Raw genomic sequence first — 15,085 nt, 5'->3', positions numbered from 1 at the left:
GTTTTGTAAAATAAAATAGAGAATTTTTGGCTTATGCCAAGTTTTCTTTTCATTTACAGTAAAATATATATGAATCCACAACATGTGTAGAAATGTTGCGGTTTTTCTTTTCATAACTATAAAAGATAAGGATTTGTTAACGGGTAATGAATATGGAATGGTTGGAACAATTATTAGGAAAAGAGTGGAGTCTTGTACCGGCTGGTGGAGTAACGGGCGATGCATATATTGCGCAAAACGGACAACAGAAGTTATTTTTAAAGCGGAATACATCGCCCTTTTTAGCGGTATTGTCAGCAGAAGGAATTGTTCCAAAATTACTTTGGACAAGAAGGGTAACGAACGGTGATGTAATTTCTGCTCAAAAATGGCTTCCGGGACAGAAGTTAGAGCCAGAGGATATGAAACTAGAACGTGTTGCGAAACTTTTGAAGAAAATACACTCCTCTAAAGCACTTGTGCAGATGATTCAGAGACTTGGGAAGCAGCCGCTTCACGCACAAGAGTTATTACAACAACTGCAACTTGTTTTAAGAGGAGATATAAGGGATGAGGAAACAATTCAGCAAGGTCTTCAATATTTAATGGATTCATTAAAAGATATTGAATACAATGAATTCGTTGTATGCCATTGTGATGTAAACCATAACAATTGGCTATTGTCGGATGAAGATGAGTTGTTTTTAATTGATTGGGATGGAGCTGTAATTGCTGACCCAGCTCTAGACCTCGGTATGTTATTATATTGGTACATTCCGCGCCAAGAATGGAGTGAGTGGCTCGGTTACTATGATATTGAAATGGATGAATCGCTGCTTAAACGTATGAGATGGTATGTGATAGCACAAACGATTTTGTCTATTCAATGGCATACAACAAAAAAACAGCAAGCAGAAGCTGAATATTGGCATCAATATTTACAGCAACTACTTGCTTCAGAGTAATACTTAAGAAAAATTGTCCATTCCAGCAATCCACTGAGTAAGTTGTTCTTGATTATTGGAAATGTGGTTGTCCAAATTAGAGGAAGATTTACCCGATTGACTATAAGAATATACATCGTTTAGCATTGCTTTAGCGTCACTACTTATATTATCGTTTGCGAGTAACGATTGAATGAGACGCTCTAATTGCTCGCATTCAGAAACTGTCCCGCAACAATCACTTTGGTGATTGACTAAAATATCTTTCAGCACTTCTAATTGATGTTGTTGATTAATTGGCATGAACGGATCATCCTTTCGATTGTTTTTCTCTTCTTAGAAAAGTAAGAGAAAAAGCTGTTTCGTCATGGAATGTTTAATGCTGTATGTAGTTTTTATCAAAATGGTACATCTTATACTTGAAAGAAACGGACCGAGTGCTCGTACGTACTTGGTTTTTTGTTTGGTAGATTGATTAAAAACAGAAAGAAGGAATTATTCCTTTAAAATAGCTATGTAAAGAGAGGGAAACATCTATGCGTTTAAGACATAAACCATATGCAATGGATCGAATTAATGAGTATTCACATATCGTAATCGGAAACCCAGAGGAGCGCGCTGGTAACTGGAAAGAAGTATTTGGAAATGAGCAACCCATTCACATCGAAGTAGGTACAGGTCGTGGCCGCTTTATGTATGATATGGCAAAAGCCAATCCACATATTAATTATATTGGAATTGAAAAATTCACAAGTGTTGTTGTAGATGCACTTGATAAATTAATTGAAGAAGAATTACCGAACTTAAAGTTAATTAATAAAGATGCTGAAGATTTAACAGTTTTCTTTGCAAAAGGTGAAATTGATCGCGTGTATTTAAACTTCTCAGATCCATGGCCAAAGAAACGTCATACGAAGCGTCGTTTAACGTACAAAACGTTTTTACGCAATTATGAAGAAGTGTTAGTAGAAGGCGGAGAAATTCATTTCAAAACAGATAACCAAGGTTTATTTGAATATTCTCTTATGAGTATGGCGGAGTATGGTATGTTACTAACTTACTTAAGCTTAGATCTTCATAACAGCGACTTTGAAGGTAACATTATGACTGAGTACGAAGAGAAATTCTCTAGTAAAGGTCATCGCATTTACCGAGTAGAAGCAAAATATCGTACAGAGCCTATGCAGTAATGCATAGGTTTTTTTGTGTCTAAAATAATCAGAATTTTATGTTAGTATTAAAAGAAAAGGGGGATGAAAAATGGAACAGTTACAAGTTGGAGATATAAAAGTGACGTGGCTAAAAGGTGGGAACACACATTTAGACGGAGGAGCAATGTTTGGCGTTGTGCCGAAAGTACTTTGGTCACGTAAATATAAACATAATGATACAAATCATATTTATTTACGAACAGATCCGTTACTTTTACAAACGAAAGATGGCAACATGCTCATTGATTCTGGTATAGGAAATGGTAAATTGAATGAAAAGATGAAGCGGAATCAAGGTGTAACGGAAGAGTCGTCAGTTGAGAATTCTTTAGAAAAGATGGGACTAAAGCCTGAAGATATTCATTACGTTTTAATGACGCACCTTCACTTTGATCATGCATCTGGTTTAACGAAATGGGAAGGTGATCAACTTGTACCAACTTTTCCAAATGCAAAAGTTTACGTAAGTGAAACAGAGTGGAATGAAATGAGAAATCCAAATATTAGATCCCGTAATACATATTGGAAGGAAAATTGGGAGCCGATTGTAGATCAAGTTGTTACGTTTCAGCAAGAAATAGAAATTACGGATGAAATAAAAATGGCGCATACGGGCGGCCATAGTGACGGACACGCAGTGATTGCTTTAGAAAGCAAAGGGGAAACGATGCTGCATTTAGCAGACCTATTGCCGACGCACGCTCATCAAAATGTATTATGGGTCATGGCTTATGATGATTATCCGATGACATCGATTGAAAATAAGAAAAAGTGGATGAAGTATGGAGCTGAAAAGGATGCTTGGTTCACTTTTTATCATGACGCGTATTACCGTGCAGTAAAGTGGAATGAGGAAGGGTATATTGTAGAAAAAATAGAACGGAAAACGGGTATAGAAGCATAAAAATGGGAGGGTGTTCCAGCAGTCTGTTGGAGCAGTCTCCTTTTTGTTGTCGTTTTTTGTCGGTAAGTCGATATATTTCAAAAATCGCCGATATAATTTGAGTTACGGTCGATATATTTCAAAAATCGCTGATATATTTGGAGTTGCAGCCGATATATTCGAAAAAACGCCGATATAATTTCAAGCACTATCTGCAATTAAAAAATAAGAGGTTCACCTAATGGGAACCCTCCTGTTTATGCTGCTATAACCTCTAGAACAGTACCTGTTTTAGCATCAACTAAAAATTCAAATCGTTCTTGTATATCATTTAACATCGTTGTAAGACCGCCGCGATACACTTCATACGCGACATCATATTTTTCAAATGTCTCTGGAACCATATGTACCCAAGAGCCAGTAATTTCACCTTTATGACTTAATGCTTGTTTTACCATTTTCAATGCTTTTTCTGAAGAAATATGGGATTGTTCTTGTACTTTGTTTGCAACGAAATAACCAGCTGCAAATCCAACGCCAAGACCTGCTACTAAACCTTTCCAGCTCATATATTCACCTCAATTCTATAAAATAAAAATAGTGTACCGATAATAATTATAAATCAAATACAGCTAAAAAAGAAGAAACTAGAAACATTTCGAAAATTTCGTTACAATAAAAGAGGTATTCTACTAAGGTTTGAAAGAAGGGGACTTCGTGAATAAAGAGACATTACAATTATTTCGTACGTTAACAGAATTACAAGGTGCATCAGGTTTCGAACATGATGTACGCCGTTTTATGAAGCAAGAATTAAGCAAATATGCAGATGAAATTGTACAAGACGGTTTAGGTAGCGTATTTGGTCTGAAAAAAGGGGACGAAACTGGCCCGCGTGTTCTTGTAGCAGGTCATATGGATGAAGTAGGTTTCATGATTACGCAAATTACGAAAAACGGAATGCTTCGTTTTCAACCGTTAGGCGGCTGGTGGAGCCAAGTACTATTAGCTCAGCGCGTTCAAGTTATGACGAAGAATGGTCCTGTTATTGGGGTTGTTGGTTCTATCCCTCCTCATTTATTAAGTGACGCGCAACGTGCAAAACCGATGGATATAAAAAATATGTTAATTGATATAGGCGCAGATAGCTATGAAGATGCGATTGAAATTGGTGTAAAACCAGGACAACAAATCGTGCCAATCTGCCCGTTTACGCCGATGGCAAACGAAAAGAAAATTATGGCGAAAGCTTGGGACAACCGTTATGGATGTGGCCTTGCAATCGAATTACTAAAAGAATTAAAAGACGAAACATTACCAAACACATTGTACTCTGGTGCGACTGTACAAGAAGAAGTTGGTCTTCGCGGTGCTCAAACTGCTGCAAATATGATTCAACCAGATATTTTCTATGCGCTTGATGCAAGTCCAGCCAACGACGCATCTGGTGATAAAACACAGTTCGGTCAATTAGGAAAAGGTGCTCTTCTTCGTATTTATGACCGTACGATGGTAACGCATAGAGGAATGCGCGAATTCATTTTAGATACAGCAGAAACACATAACATTCCGTACCAATACTTTATTTCGCAAGGTGGTACAGATGCGGGCCGTGTACATACAAGTAACTCAGGTATCCCATCAGCAGTGATTGGTGTTTGCGCACGTTACATTCATACACATGCTTCTATTTTACATGTTGATGACTATGCAGCAGCAAAAGAGTTAATTACGAAGCTTGTAAGAGCAACAGATAAAACGACGTTAGAGACAATTAAGAATAACGCGTAGAGAAGAAGGGCTGAAGAGCCTTTCTTTTTTTGGATTGAATAGATGCTCGAGCGATATATGGTAGCGGTCAGTGCTTAATTGATTCTCGTACGGGGATTAAAACCCCAGGTAGGAAGTGAGAGTAAGGTTGCTTTTGGGTTCGAGGTCTGCAATGTTGTGAGAAAAACTCTTCTTTTTCAGAGTGAAGAGACAAACAAGCGATGTGTGGTGGCCGTGCTCCCGTGTATAAAGAACAATTTGATTAAGGGAAAATGATAAATTTTTATAGAGGTGAATGAAATGAAAGTAGTAGTTGGATCGAAGAATAAAACGAAGGTTGGAGCTGTGGAGAAGGTTTGGAAAGATGCTACAATTACATCTCTTTCTGTTCCTTCAGGAGTAGCAGCACAACCGTTTTCAGATGAAGAGACGATGCAAGGAGCGATCAATAGAGCGAAGCGGGCGCTAGAGGAAGGGGAAGCTCAAATTGGCATTGGACTAGAAGGCGGCGTAATGAAAACGGAGCACGGTTTATTTATGTGTAACTGGGGCGCGCTAGCAACAAGTGATGGTAAAACGTTCGTTGCCGGCGGAGCACGTATTACGTTACCAGATGATTTTTTAGCACCTCTTGAAGATGGCAAAGAGTTAAGTGAAGTGATGGAAGAGTTTGTACAGAGAAAAGATATTCGTAGTCATGAAGGTGCTATCGGTATTTTTACGGATGATTATGTGGACCGCACGGAATTATTTGTACATGTTGTTAAGTTACTTGTTGGGCAATATAAGTATGATGAAAAACAAGCATAAACCTTGCACCGTGCGCGATGTATGGTAGTATAAAAGAAAGATTATAACATGAAAAATGCACTCGTTAGAGGAGGAAATATAGATGAAATCATTAGAAAGCATGGAGCAATTCCAAGAGTTAAAAAATGAAGAGAATGTAGTCTTTATGTTCTCAGCAGAATGGTGCCCAGACTGCCGCTTTGTAGATCCATTTATGCCAGAAGTAGAAGAGAAATATAGTGATTTCTCATTTTACTACGTAGATCGTGATGAGTTTATTGATCTATGCGTAAAATTAGACGTATTTGGCATTCCGAGCTTTGTAGCGTACAATAAAGGTGAAGAAACAGGTCGCTATGTAAACAAAGATCGTAAAACACAAGAACAAATCGAAGAGTTCATTGAAGGTTTAAAATAAGGCAATTTGCCAATTGAATTGTAAAACAACCTCTACCTTCGCGGGGGAGGTTATTTTTTTGGAAGGGAGGAAAAAGAGATGAAGATGACAAGTAAAAAGATGAAAGACGAGTTAATGAAGAAATTATCTCGCCCGGAATGGGACTTTCAGTATGATAGCGAGAAAGAGGTTCTACGTATAGAACAGAAAGACTCGAAAAAAGGTATTAACGTATCGCTTCCAGGAGTTGTGGCAAAATGGGAAGTGAATAAAGAAAAAGCAATCGAAGAGGTTGCCTATTACGTACAAGAAGCGTTAATTGCGATGCATAAGGAAGAAAATAGCGCGGCGAAAATTTTACCTGTTATTCGCTCTACTTCTTTCCCGAAACAAGCAGAAGAAGGAAATCCGTTTATTATGACGGATCATACGGCGGAAACACGTATTTACTATGCGCTAGATTCGAATAAAACATATCGTCTCATTGACGAGCGTTTATTACAAAAATTAGGGCTTACAGAGCAACAAGTACGTGAAATGGCATTATTCAACGCTCGCTCATTAAGTTATGAATTTAAACAAGACACAGTAGCAGGTAATACATTCTACTTTTTAAACACAAATGATGGGTATGATGCGACGCGTATTTTAAACGAATCATTACTACAATCGATGCGTGAAAAGATTTCTGGTGACATGGTTGTTGCTGTTCCTCACCAAGATGTATTAATTATTGCTGATATCGTCAACGAAATCGGTTATGATATTATTGCACAAATGACAATGAAATTTTTTGCCGAAGGGCATGTTCCGATTACATCACTTTCATTCGTATATGAAGATGGGGACTTTGAACCAATCTTTATTTTAGCGAAGAATCGGAAGAAGACAGATGGAAAAGAGAAAGGATGAACGAAGTGAACGTTTTTTACAACCTTGAAGGAATTGGTGACACTTTAATTGTTGCCTTACAAGATATTACTTTAGAGAACCGTACTTTTGATCGCAAAGGAGATGTTGCACGCGTATACGATCGTGAAAGCAATGTAACAGCAGGATTCAACATCTTTAATGCATCTTCTTACTTAGAAGTAAAAGAAACAGGTAACCTTACGTTAACGAAAGAACTTGTAGAAAAAATCAACGAAATTTTAGCGAAGAACGGCTTTGAAGAAACAGTAGAAGCAGATCTTTCTCCGAAATTTGTTGTAGGCTATGTAGCTGAAAAAGAGAAACACCCAAATGCCGATAAGCTAAACATCTGTAAAGTAGAAATCGGTACAGAAACATTACAAATCGTATGTGGCGCACCAAACGTTGATGCAGGACAAAAAGTTGTCGTTGCAAAAATCGGCGCTGTAATGCCAAGCGGTATGTTAATTAAGCCAGCTGAGCTTCGCGGAGTTCCTTCTGCTGGAATGATTTGTTCAGCACGTGAATTAGAGCTTCCAGATGCTCCACAAGAAAAAGGTATTCTTGTATTAGAAGATAGCTTTGAAGTTGGACAAGAGTTTAAATTTTAATTGATATAAGAAAAGAGAGGTTGTCCTTTTGGGCAGCCTCTCTTTTCGTTTTGTCATCTTTTGTCGGTAAGTCGATATTCATTGTCGAATCGTTGATATATTGCGAGTTACGATAGATATATTTGAAAAATCGTTGATATATTGCGAGTTATGATAGATATATTTGAAAAATCGTTGATATATTGCGAGTTACGGTAGATATATTTGAAAAATCGTTGATATATTGCGAGTTGTGACAGATATATTCAAAAAATCATTCATATTATAAGGATGTCACCTTTTTTCACAAAATCTATATTGTATTTTATAAACAATCTAGTTAAAATTTAGAAAAATAGAAGGGGATAGACGTATGAAACAACAACCAAAAATCGCAGAACTTCTGAAACGAATTGAAACTTCAAAACAGCAAGATATCGAGTTAGGTACTTATGAGATATATTTGTTTAGTGAAATTGAATTAGAAAAAGGACAAATTGGTTATCGATATGATAAACATAAAAATTCATTAATAAGTAAAGAACACGGAAAATGGAAAGATGAATGGATTGTTATTGGATATGAAACAGATATGGGAGACCCAGTTTTCGTGAATATCGATGATGATGCGTATCCAGTGTATACGGCAGAGCGTGGTACAGAAGTGTGGCAACCCGTTCATATTGGAAATATAGATGAGATTATAAAACAATTATAAAAAACTTTGAGGCCGGTGCAAAGTGTAACGGATAGTGTAGATGAATATTGGAAGAGTAAAGCTTAAACGCAGTCTTACATGTAAGGGTGCGTTTTTCTATATGAAAACAATCGTAAATTAGAATATTATGGATAAATATGACATGCTTAATTTTACCTGCACTTTTTGCCGAATGCTGATACAATAAAGGATGTTACTATTTAGTAGAAAGAGTGGTAAGCATGTTAGATTGGATGAAAAAGCTGTTTAACAAAGAGGAAGAACAAACAGCGATGAATAAAGAAGTACCAAAGCAAGTTGAAAGTCAGCCGAAAATTCCTCGTGTAAACCACTACACTGAAGCAAGAGAAGCACAAATGGCAAGTAGGAATGCAGGTAAATGCCGTTTTCCATTAGTACCGGATAATGGGTTCGATGAAGAGGATGTTATAGAAACAGGGCATTTTGAAGAACAACCTGTTCAAGCTGTAACATATGAAAATGAGCCTATTCAAAGAGGAATCAAAGTGGAAAGAAGCAGACGACAGTATGTGGAGAAGGTAGTTTCTACATATGAAGAACCGGAAATGCAATATGAACCGGAGCGAGAACCTGTCGTAAAGAAAGCATCTACACCAGCGCAAGAAAGTAACCGTAGACCATTTCGTCCAACAGAAATGATTTCGCCAATTTACGGATATAATCGTCCTTCAGTAGAGAAAAAGGAAGAAAAGCAGGAGGAAGTAAAGGAAAGAGAAGACCTTGAAATATCTGTAGAGGGCAAATCAGTCGTTGATGCATGGTTAGAGAAAAAAGGATATACATTATCTGATTTCTCAGATGGACAAGCACCGACTTCTTCTAGTCATGGAGCTGCTAACGAGCAAGGAGAGCGACAATATGAAGAGAGTAAAAAGGAAGAAAAGTCAGTTGTCGATCAATGGCTAGAGAAAAACGGTTATGAAATCGAACGCCAAGAGCCTATAGTAGAAGAAAAAGAAGTGGTTCAAGAAATGAGTGCACCGCAGGAAGTTCCAGCGGCTGAATTACTTCATGAAACAATTGCTGAGCGCATGGAAGGTGCGAAGCAAGAAAGTGATGTAGTGGACAAACACATTCTACAAGAGGAATTAGTAGATTCTAAAGTAGAGCACGAGGATACAATATTATCAGAAGAAATGAAACGTAGTACAGAAATAGAACAACCTACTATTGAAGTAGAAAAACAAGCACCAGAAGAATCAGTGATTGTCAAAGCAGAAGAAAAACTTGAAGAAACAATTGTTGTAGAAATACCAGAAGAAGTGGAAGTAATTGCGGAAACAGAAGAGTCAGAAGAAGTAGAAGTAATTGCGGAAACAGAAGAGTCAGAAGAAGTAGAAGTAATTGCGGAAGCTGAAGAGTCAGAAGAAGTAGAAGTAATTGCGGAAACAGAAGAGTCAGAAGAAGTAGAAGTAATTGCGGAAGCTGAAGAGTCAGAAGAAGTAGAAGTAATTGCGGAAGCTGAAGAGTCAGAAGAAGTAGAAGTAATTGCGGAAGCTGAAGAATCAGAAGAAGTGGAAGTAATTGCGGAAACAGAAGAACCAAAAGAAGTAGAAGTAATTGCAGAAACAGAAGAACCAAAAGAAGTAGAAGTAATTGCAGAAGCTGAAGAGTTAGAAGAAGTAGAAGTAATTGCAGAAACAGAAGAACCAGAAGAAGCCGAACCTGTAGCACTTGAGGAAATGCAACAAGAAATGGTGTTAAATAAAGCAATTGAACAAAAGAATGAATGCATACATGTTGCTGAGGCTGATGAACAAACGAAAAAAGATGTTCAAAGCTTTGCGGATATTTTAATTGCAGAAGAACAACGAGTTGTAGAGGAAGCACCGGTCGTAGAAGAACAACCAGTTGCAGAAGAAACATCGGTCGTAGAAGAACAACCAGTTGCAGAAGAAGCACCGGTCGTAGAAGAACAATCAGTTGTAGAAGAAGCACCGATTGCAGAAGAACAACCAGCTGCAGAAGAAGCACCGGTCGTAGAAGAACAACCAGCTGCAGAAGAAGCACCGGTCGTAGAAGAACAACCAGTTGTAGAAGAAGCACCGATTGCAGAAGAACAGCCAGTTGCAGAAGAAGCACCAGTCGTAGAAGAACAAACAGTTGTACAAAAAGAAGAACCAAAACGTGAGAAAAAGCGTCACGTACCATTTAATGTTGTTATGTTGAAACAAGACAGAACGCGATTAATGGAAAGACATGCGGCTAGAACGAATGCAATGCAACCTTCTATGAGTGAACGAGTAGAGAATAAGCCTGTACATCAAGTAGAAGAACAGCCACAAGTGGAAGAAAAACCAATGCAACAAGTAGTAGTGGAACCACAAGTGGAAGAAAAACCAATGCAACAAGTAGTAGTGGAACCACAAGTGGAAGAAAAACCAATGCAACAAGTAGTAGTGGAACCACAAGTGGAAGAACAACCAGTGCAGCAAGTAGTGGTAGAACCACAAGTGGAAGAAAGACCAATGCAACAAGTAGTAGTGGAACCACAAGTGGAAGAAAAGCCAATGCAGCAAGTAGTGGAGCCACAAGTGCAGCAAGTACAACAAGTAGTGGCAGAGCAAGTACAAAAGCCAATTTCAAGTACGGAAGTAGAAGAGAAAGCATATGTTGTAAATCAAAGAGAGAATGATGTGCGCAATGTATTGCAAACGCCACCGACGTATACGATTCCATCATTAACATTACTATCGATTCCGCAGCAAGCAGCGTTAGATAATACGGAATGGTTGGAAGAACAGAAAGAATTATTAGATACAACGTTTAATAATTTCCACGTTGGCGCACATGTTATTAATGTATCGCAAGGTCCAGCAGTAACTCGTTTTGAAGTACAGCCAGACCCAGGTGTAAAAGTAAATAAAATTACAAACTTAAGTGATGATATTAAGCTAAGTTTAGCTGCGAAAGATATTCGTATTGAAGCGCCGATTCCAGGGAAGAGTGCGATTGGAATCGAAGTTCCCAATAAAGAAAGTAAGCCAGTATTTCTTCGTGAAATTTTAAGAAGTCCTGTGTTTACAAAGAGTGAATCACCGCTTACGGTTGCGCTTGGACTTGATATTTCAGGTGATCCAATTGTAACGGATATTCGAAAAATGCCACACGGACTTATTGCAGGTGCAACAGGTTCAGGTAAAAGTGTGTGTATTAACGCCATTTTAACGAGCATTTTATATAAAGCGAAACCACATGAAGTGAAGTTAATGTTAATCGATCCGAAGATGGTTGAGCTTGCACCATACAATTCTGTTCCACATCTTGTAGCACCTGTTATTACGGATGTAAAAGCAGCGACAGCTGCATTAAAATGGGCAGTTGAAGAAATGGAGCGCCGTTATGAATTATTTGCGCACGCAGGAGCTCGTGATTTAACCCGTTACAATACGATTGTAAGTGAGCGAGAAATTCCGGGAGAGACATTACCTTATATCGTTATTGTCATTGACGAGCTAGCCGATTTAATGATGGTAGCACCTGGTGATGTTGAGGAAGCGATTTGTCGTATTGCGCAAAAAGCACGTGCTTGTGGTATTCATTTATTAGTAGCGACGCAGCGTCCATCTGTAGATGTTATTACAGGTTTAATTAAGTCGAACATTCCAACGCGTATTGCGTTTACTGTATCATCTCAAGTTGATTCGCGTACGATTATTGATATTGGGGGCGCGGAGAAATTACTTGGCCGTGGTGATATGTTATTCTTAGGGAACGGTACGTCTAAGCCAGTTCGTGTACAAGGTGTATATGTATCGGATGATGAGATTGAAAAGACAGTTGATCATGTGAAAAAGCAAATGAAGCCGAATTACTTATTTAAGCAAGAGGATTTATTAGCGAAAACAGAACAGGCTGAGTCGGAAGACGAATTGTTCCTTGATGCATGTCAATTTGTTGTAGAACAAGGGGGAGCGTCCACATCTTCTGTACAGCGAAAATTCCGCATCGGTTATAATCGCGCGGCACGTCTCATTGAAGAGATGGAATCGCAAGGAATTATTTCTGAAGCACGAGGAACGAAGCCAAGAGATGTCCTTATTTCTGAGGATGAATTTGCCGCTATGCAGGAAACAAATGTATAGTAAACGGTTTTGCTGTATACTAAGAGAAAATGTTGGATAGTAAAGTAGGGAGTAAAGCGACATGAAAGAAATTGAATTAAAATTAAAAGGTGAAATAAATAGACTAACAAATAAAACATTTAAATTTGACGAACGCGTTGGAGAAGGTTGGTTCTCTGCCGTTTACTTTTTAAAGACTAGAGAAATCATCGAAGAATTTCGCCCGAAAAGTGTTGTAACGATGCAATTTTTCCAAAAGGAAAATGCAGTTCTTTGCGGAACAGATGAAGTTATTGCATTGCTACAAACATTCGCTAAAAATCCTGAGGAACTTGAGATTAACTCTTTAAAAGATGGCGATAAAATTAGTCCATTTGAAACAGTGTTAACAATTCATGGTCCTTATGAAAATTTCGGATTTTTAGAAGGTGTTATTGATGGGATTTTAGCTCGTCGTACATCGGTTGCAACAAACGTATATAACGTTGTCCAAGCTGCGCGTAGCGTAGATAAAGAAAAACCAGTTATTTTCATGGGAGACCGTGATGATCATTATACACAACAAGCTGGTGACGGTTATGCAGCATACATCGGTGGTATGAGCGCACAAGCGACGCATGCGATGAATGAATGGTGGGGCAAAAGTGGTATGGGGACAATGCCTCACGCATTAATTCAAATGTTTAATGGTGATGTTGTGGAAGCGGCAAAAGCATATCATAAAAAATTCCCAGAAGATGAATTAGTTGTATTAATTGATTACAACAATGATGTCATTACAGATGCACTTCGCGTAGCACGTGAATTTGGATCAACATTAAAAGGTGTACGTGTAGATACGTCTCGCACGATGATTGATCAATACTTCATTCGCCACCCAGAAGTACTTGGAACATTCGATCCACGTGGTGTAAACCCATCGCTTGTATTCGCACTTCGTAAAGCACTTGATGAAGAAGGATTCCAGCATGTAGACATCGTTGTAACTGGTGGATTTGATGAGAAACGTATTCGTGAATTTGAAGCTCAAAACGTACCTGTTGATATATACGGAGTAGGAAGTAGCTTATTAAAAATGAATATTGGCTTTACTGGTGATAACGTAGAATTAAATGGAAAACCAGAGGCGAAAGCTGGTCGCAAATATCGTCCAAACCCACGTCTAGAACGTGTTCAATTAGAAAAAAGAGAAGATATGTAAGAGAGAGAAAAACTGATAGGTGATTGACCCTATCAGTTTTTCTGTTATCATAGTATAGCGGCTTCTTTTTTGCTATAATGGATTTGTTATGGACATAAAAAAGAAGTACGTACGAGTTTATCCTGATAAGTGAAGGGAAGAATAACTTCACTACATCAAAAATGTATGATGATTACCAAAATAAGAAAAGATTCATATACTGTCTTATAGATAGGCCGTTGTATTAGTTCGAAATGTTGGAGGTTCTTTAAGATGACAGTTTACCATTTTGTAGGAATTAAAGGAACAGGAATGAGTTCATTAGCGCAAATTCTTCATGACATGAAGCATACTGTTCAAGGGTCTGATTATGAAAAGCGTTTCTTTACACAAACAGCGTTGGAAAAGCGTAGTATCTCGATTCTTCCTTTTGATAAAAATAATGTAAAAGAAGGACAAGTGATTATTGCAGGAAATGCATTTCCTGATACGCATGAAGAAATCGTAGCAGCAAAAGAATTAAACATCCCAGTACATCGTTACCATCACTTCTTAGGTGACCTTATGAACCAATACACAAGTGTTGCTGTAACTGGTGCACATGGAAAAACATCAACAACTGGTTTGTTAGCCCATGTAATGCAAGGTGCACACCCTACATCTTACCTTATTGGAGATGGAACAGGGCATGGGGTAGAAAATAGTAAGTATTTTGTATTTGAAGCTTGTGAGTATCGTCGTCATTTCTTGTCTTACAATCCAGACTATGCGATTATGACAAACATTGATTTTGATCATCCAGATTATTTCACAGATATCAATGATGTATTCAGTGCATTCCAAGAGATGGCATTGCAAGTGAAAAAAGGCATTATTGCATGTGGAGATGATGAAGAACTTCAAAAAATTCAAGCGAAAGTACCTGTTATTTTCTATGGATTTGGAGAAGATAATGATTTCCAAGCACGTAACATTCAAAAGAGAACAGATGGTACTATTTTCGATGTATTCGTTCGTAATACGTACTATGACACGTTCAAAATTACAGGATACGGCAATCACAGCGTATTAAATGCATTAGCAGTAATCGCGCTTTGCCATTATGAAAATGTTGATGTAGAAGCAGTTAAGCATCAGTTAACAACTTTTGAAGGCGTAAAACGTCGCTTTAATGAGAAGCCGATGGGAGAGCAAGTTATTATTGATGACTACGCACACCATCCGACAGAAATTAATGCAACGATTGAAGCCGCTCGTCAAAAACATCCAGAGCGTGAAATTGTCGCTGTATTCCAGCCGCACACATTCTCACGTACAGAAAAGTTCTTAGATGAGTTCGCTGAAAGCCTAAGCAAAGCTGATCAAGTATACTTATGTGATATTTTCGGATCAGCGCGCGAAAACAAAGGTGAATTAACAATCGAAGATCTGCAAAAGCGTATTGACGGTGCAGAATTAATTACAGATACAACAACGGATGTATTAAAGAAACATAAAAACGGCGTTCTCATTTTCATGGGCGCAGGAGACATCCAAAAATTCGAAGCAGCTTACGTAAAAGAAGTTCAAGTTGCAGAGAAGTAATAGAAAAGACGCATAGCTTAGCTGTGCGTCTTTTTTGTTGTGT

At 38.1% G+C, this 15,085-nt stretch carries 14 protein-coding genes; 12 read left to right on the top strand and 2 right to left on the bottom strand.

What is annotated here, in order from left to right:
- Nucleotides 1-146 precede the first annotated feature (146 nt).
- Nucleotides 147-944: a phosphotransferase family protein gene (locus ACTFNE_RS05010; RefSeq protein WP_001055736.1), complete on the top strand. Its 798-nt coding sequence runs from the start codon at nt 147-149 to the stop codon at nt 942-944.
- A 3-nt stretch (nt 945-947) separates the two neighbouring features.
- On the opposite strand, the gene ACTFNE_RS05005 is transcribed toward ACTFNE_RS05010, so the two are convergent.
- Nucleotides 948-1,226: a YtzH-like family protein gene (locus tag ACTFNE_RS05005; RefSeq protein ID WP_001122234.1), complete on the bottom strand. Its 279-nt coding sequence runs from the start codon at nt 1,224-1,226 to the stop codon at nt 948-950.
- Between the two features lie 233 nt (nt 1,227-1,459).
- On the opposite strand from ACTFNE_RS05005, the gene trmB reads away from it, so the two are divergent.
- Together trmB and ACTFNE_RS04995 are read left to right on the top strand one after the other, a co-directional pair.
- The gene (gene trmB / locus ACTFNE_RS05000) at nt 1,460-2,113 is read left to right on the top strand and encodes a tRNA (guanosine(46)-N7)-methyltransferase TrmB (RefSeq protein ID WP_001239380.1); all 654 of its coding nucleotides are present in this window, start codon (nt 1,460-1,462) and stop codon (nt 2,111-2,113) included.
- A gap of 70 nt (nt 2,114-2,183) precedes the next feature.
- A complete protein-coding gene (locus ACTFNE_RS04995) occupies nt 2,184-3,038 on the top strand; it encodes a YtnP family quorum-quenching lactonase (RefSeq protein ID WP_270706371.1) in 855 nt (284 codons plus the stop codon).
- Between the two features lie 236 nt (nt 3,039-3,274).
- On the opposite strand, the gene ACTFNE_RS04990 is transcribed toward ACTFNE_RS04995, so the two are convergent.
- Nucleotides 3,275-3,586 (bottom strand): PepSY domain-containing protein, encoded by a 312-nt coding sequence (locus tag ACTFNE_RS04990; protein WP_000118540.1) that lies wholly within the window; start codon nt 3,584-3,586, stop codon nt 3,275-3,277.
- 148 nt (nt 3,587-3,734) lie between these two features.
- Here ACTFNE_RS04990 and ACTFNE_RS04985 point away from each other — a divergent pair, with 148 nt between their 5' ends.
- From ACTFNE_RS04985 to murC, 9 genes are all read left to right on the top strand, one after another.
- Nucleotides 3,735-4,808 (top strand): M42 family metallopeptidase, encoded by a 1,074-nt coding sequence (locus ACTFNE_RS04985; RefSeq protein ID WP_002170155.1) that lies wholly within the window; start codon nt 3,735-3,737, stop codon nt 4,806-4,808.
- A 279-nt stretch (nt 4,809-5,087) separates the two neighbouring features.
- Nucleotides 5,088-5,597: a DUF84 family protein gene (locus ACTFNE_RS04980; RefSeq protein WP_046198203.1), complete on the top strand. Its 510-nt coding sequence runs from the start codon at nt 5,088-5,090 to the stop codon at nt 5,595-5,597.
- Nucleotides 5,598-5,679: 82 nt separating this feature from the next.
- Complete coding sequence (locus tag ACTFNE_RS04975) at nt 5,680-5,994, top strand: thioredoxin family protein (RefSeq protein WP_000838192.1); 315 nt, start codon at nt 5,680-5,682, stop codon at nt 5,992-5,994.
- A 78-nt stretch (nt 5,995-6,072) separates the two neighbouring features.
- Nucleotides 6,073-6,885 (top strand): DUF1444 domain-containing protein, encoded by an 813-nt coding sequence (locus ACTFNE_RS04970; protein WP_046198202.1) that lies wholly within the window; start codon nt 6,073-6,075, stop codon nt 6,883-6,885.
- The gene (ytpR, locus tag ACTFNE_RS04965; protein ID WP_001006769.1) at nt 6,882-7,496 is read left to right on the top strand and encodes a YtpR family tRNA-binding protein; all 615 of its coding nucleotides are present in this window, start codon (nt 6,882-6,884) and stop codon (nt 7,494-7,496) included. Before ACTFNE_RS04970 ends, ytpR begins: the two co-directional genes overlap by 4 nt.
- Before the next feature lie 352 nt (nt 7,497-7,848).
- Nucleotides 7,849-8,193, top strand: a complete 345-nt coding sequence (locus tag ACTFNE_RS04960) for a thiamine transporter (RefSeq protein WP_270706373.1) — start codon at nt 7,849-7,851, stop codon at nt 8,191-8,193.
- Nucleotides 8,194-8,414: 221 nt separating this feature from the next.
- Nucleotides 8,415-12,299 carry a DNA translocase FtsK gene (locus tag ACTFNE_RS04955; protein WP_439997962.1) on the top strand — a complete coding sequence of 1,295 codons (3,885 nt, stop codon included), beginning with the start codon at nt 8,415-8,417 and terminating at the stop codon, nt 12,297-12,299.
- Between the two features lie 61 nt (nt 12,300-12,360).
- Entirely contained in the window at nt 12,361-13,479 is a 1,119-nt protein-coding gene (locus ACTFNE_RS04950) for a nicotinate phosphoribosyltransferase (protein ID WP_000658369.1), read from the top strand.
- A gap of 252 nt (nt 13,480-13,731) precedes the next feature.
- Nucleotides 13,732-15,042: a UDP-N-acetylmuramate--L-alanine ligase gene (gene murC, locus ACTFNE_RS04945; protein WP_046198199.1), complete on the top strand. Its 1,311-nt coding sequence runs from the start codon at nt 13,732-13,734 to the stop codon at nt 15,040-15,042.
- The last annotated feature ends 43 nt before the right edge of the window (nt 15,043-15,085 follow it).

This window comes from Bacillus cereus group sp. MYBKT111-2 (assembly GCF_051915205.1).
Taxonomy (GTDB): domain Bacteria; phylum Bacillota; class Bacilli; order Bacillales; family Bacillaceae_G; genus Bacillus_A; species Bacillus_A paranthracis.
The sequence above is the reverse complement of the archived record's forward strand: the minus strand, read 5'-3'. Positions and strand labels throughout refer to the sequence as shown.

What these genes read in the sequence shown, in the direction of transcription:
- ACTFNE_RS04955 (WP_439997962.1), top strand. Translation starts at nt 8,415, where the DNA reads ATGTTAGATTGGATGAAAAAGCTGTTTAACAAAGAGGAAGAACAAACA.
- ytpR (WP_001006769.1), top strand. Translation starts at nt 6,882, where the DNA reads ATGAACGAAGTGAACGTTTTTTACAACCTTGAAGGAATTGGTGACACT.
- ACTFNE_RS04975 (WP_000838192.1), top strand. Translation starts at nt 5,680, where the DNA reads ATGAAATCATTAGAAAGCATGGAGCAATTCCAAGAGTTAAAAAATGAA.
- ACTFNE_RS04950 (WP_000658369.1), top strand. Translation starts at nt 12,361, where the DNA reads ATGAAAGAAATTGAATTAAAATTAAAAGGTGAAATAAATAGACTAACA.
- ACTFNE_RS04960 (WP_270706373.1), top strand. Translation starts at nt 7,849, where the DNA reads ATGAAACAACAACCAAAAATCGCAGAACTTCTGAAACGAATTGAAACT.
- trmB (WP_001239380.1), top strand. Translation starts at nt 1,460, where the DNA reads ATGCGTTTAAGACATAAACCATATGCAATGGATCGAATTAATGAGTAT.
- ACTFNE_RS04970 (WP_046198202.1), top strand. Translation starts at nt 6,073, where the DNA reads ATGAAGATGACAAGTAAAAAGATGAAAGACGAGTTAATGAAGAAATTA.
- ACTFNE_RS04980 (WP_046198203.1), top strand. Translation starts at nt 5,088, where the DNA reads ATGAAAGTAGTAGTTGGATCGAAGAATAAAACGAAGGTTGGAGCTGTG.
- murC (WP_046198199.1), top strand. Translation starts at nt 13,732, where the DNA reads ATGACAGTTTACCATTTTGTAGGAATTAAAGGAACAGGAATGAGTTCA.
- ACTFNE_RS04990 (WP_000118540.1), bottom strand. Translation starts at nt 3,586, where the DNA reads ATGAGCTGGAAAGGTTTAGTAGCAGGTCTTGGCGTTGGATTTGCAGCT.
- ACTFNE_RS05005 (WP_001122234.1), bottom strand. Translation starts at nt 1,226, where the DNA reads ATGCCAATTAATCAACAACATCAATTAGAAGTGCTGAAAGATATTTTA.
- ACTFNE_RS05010 (WP_001055736.1), top strand. Translation starts at nt 147, where the DNA reads ATGAATATGGAATGGTTGGAACAATTATTAGGAAAAGAGTGGAGTCTT.
- ACTFNE_RS04995 (WP_270706371.1), top strand. Translation starts at nt 2,184, where the DNA reads ATGGAACAGTTACAAGTTGGAGATATAAAAGTGACGTGGCTAAAAGGT.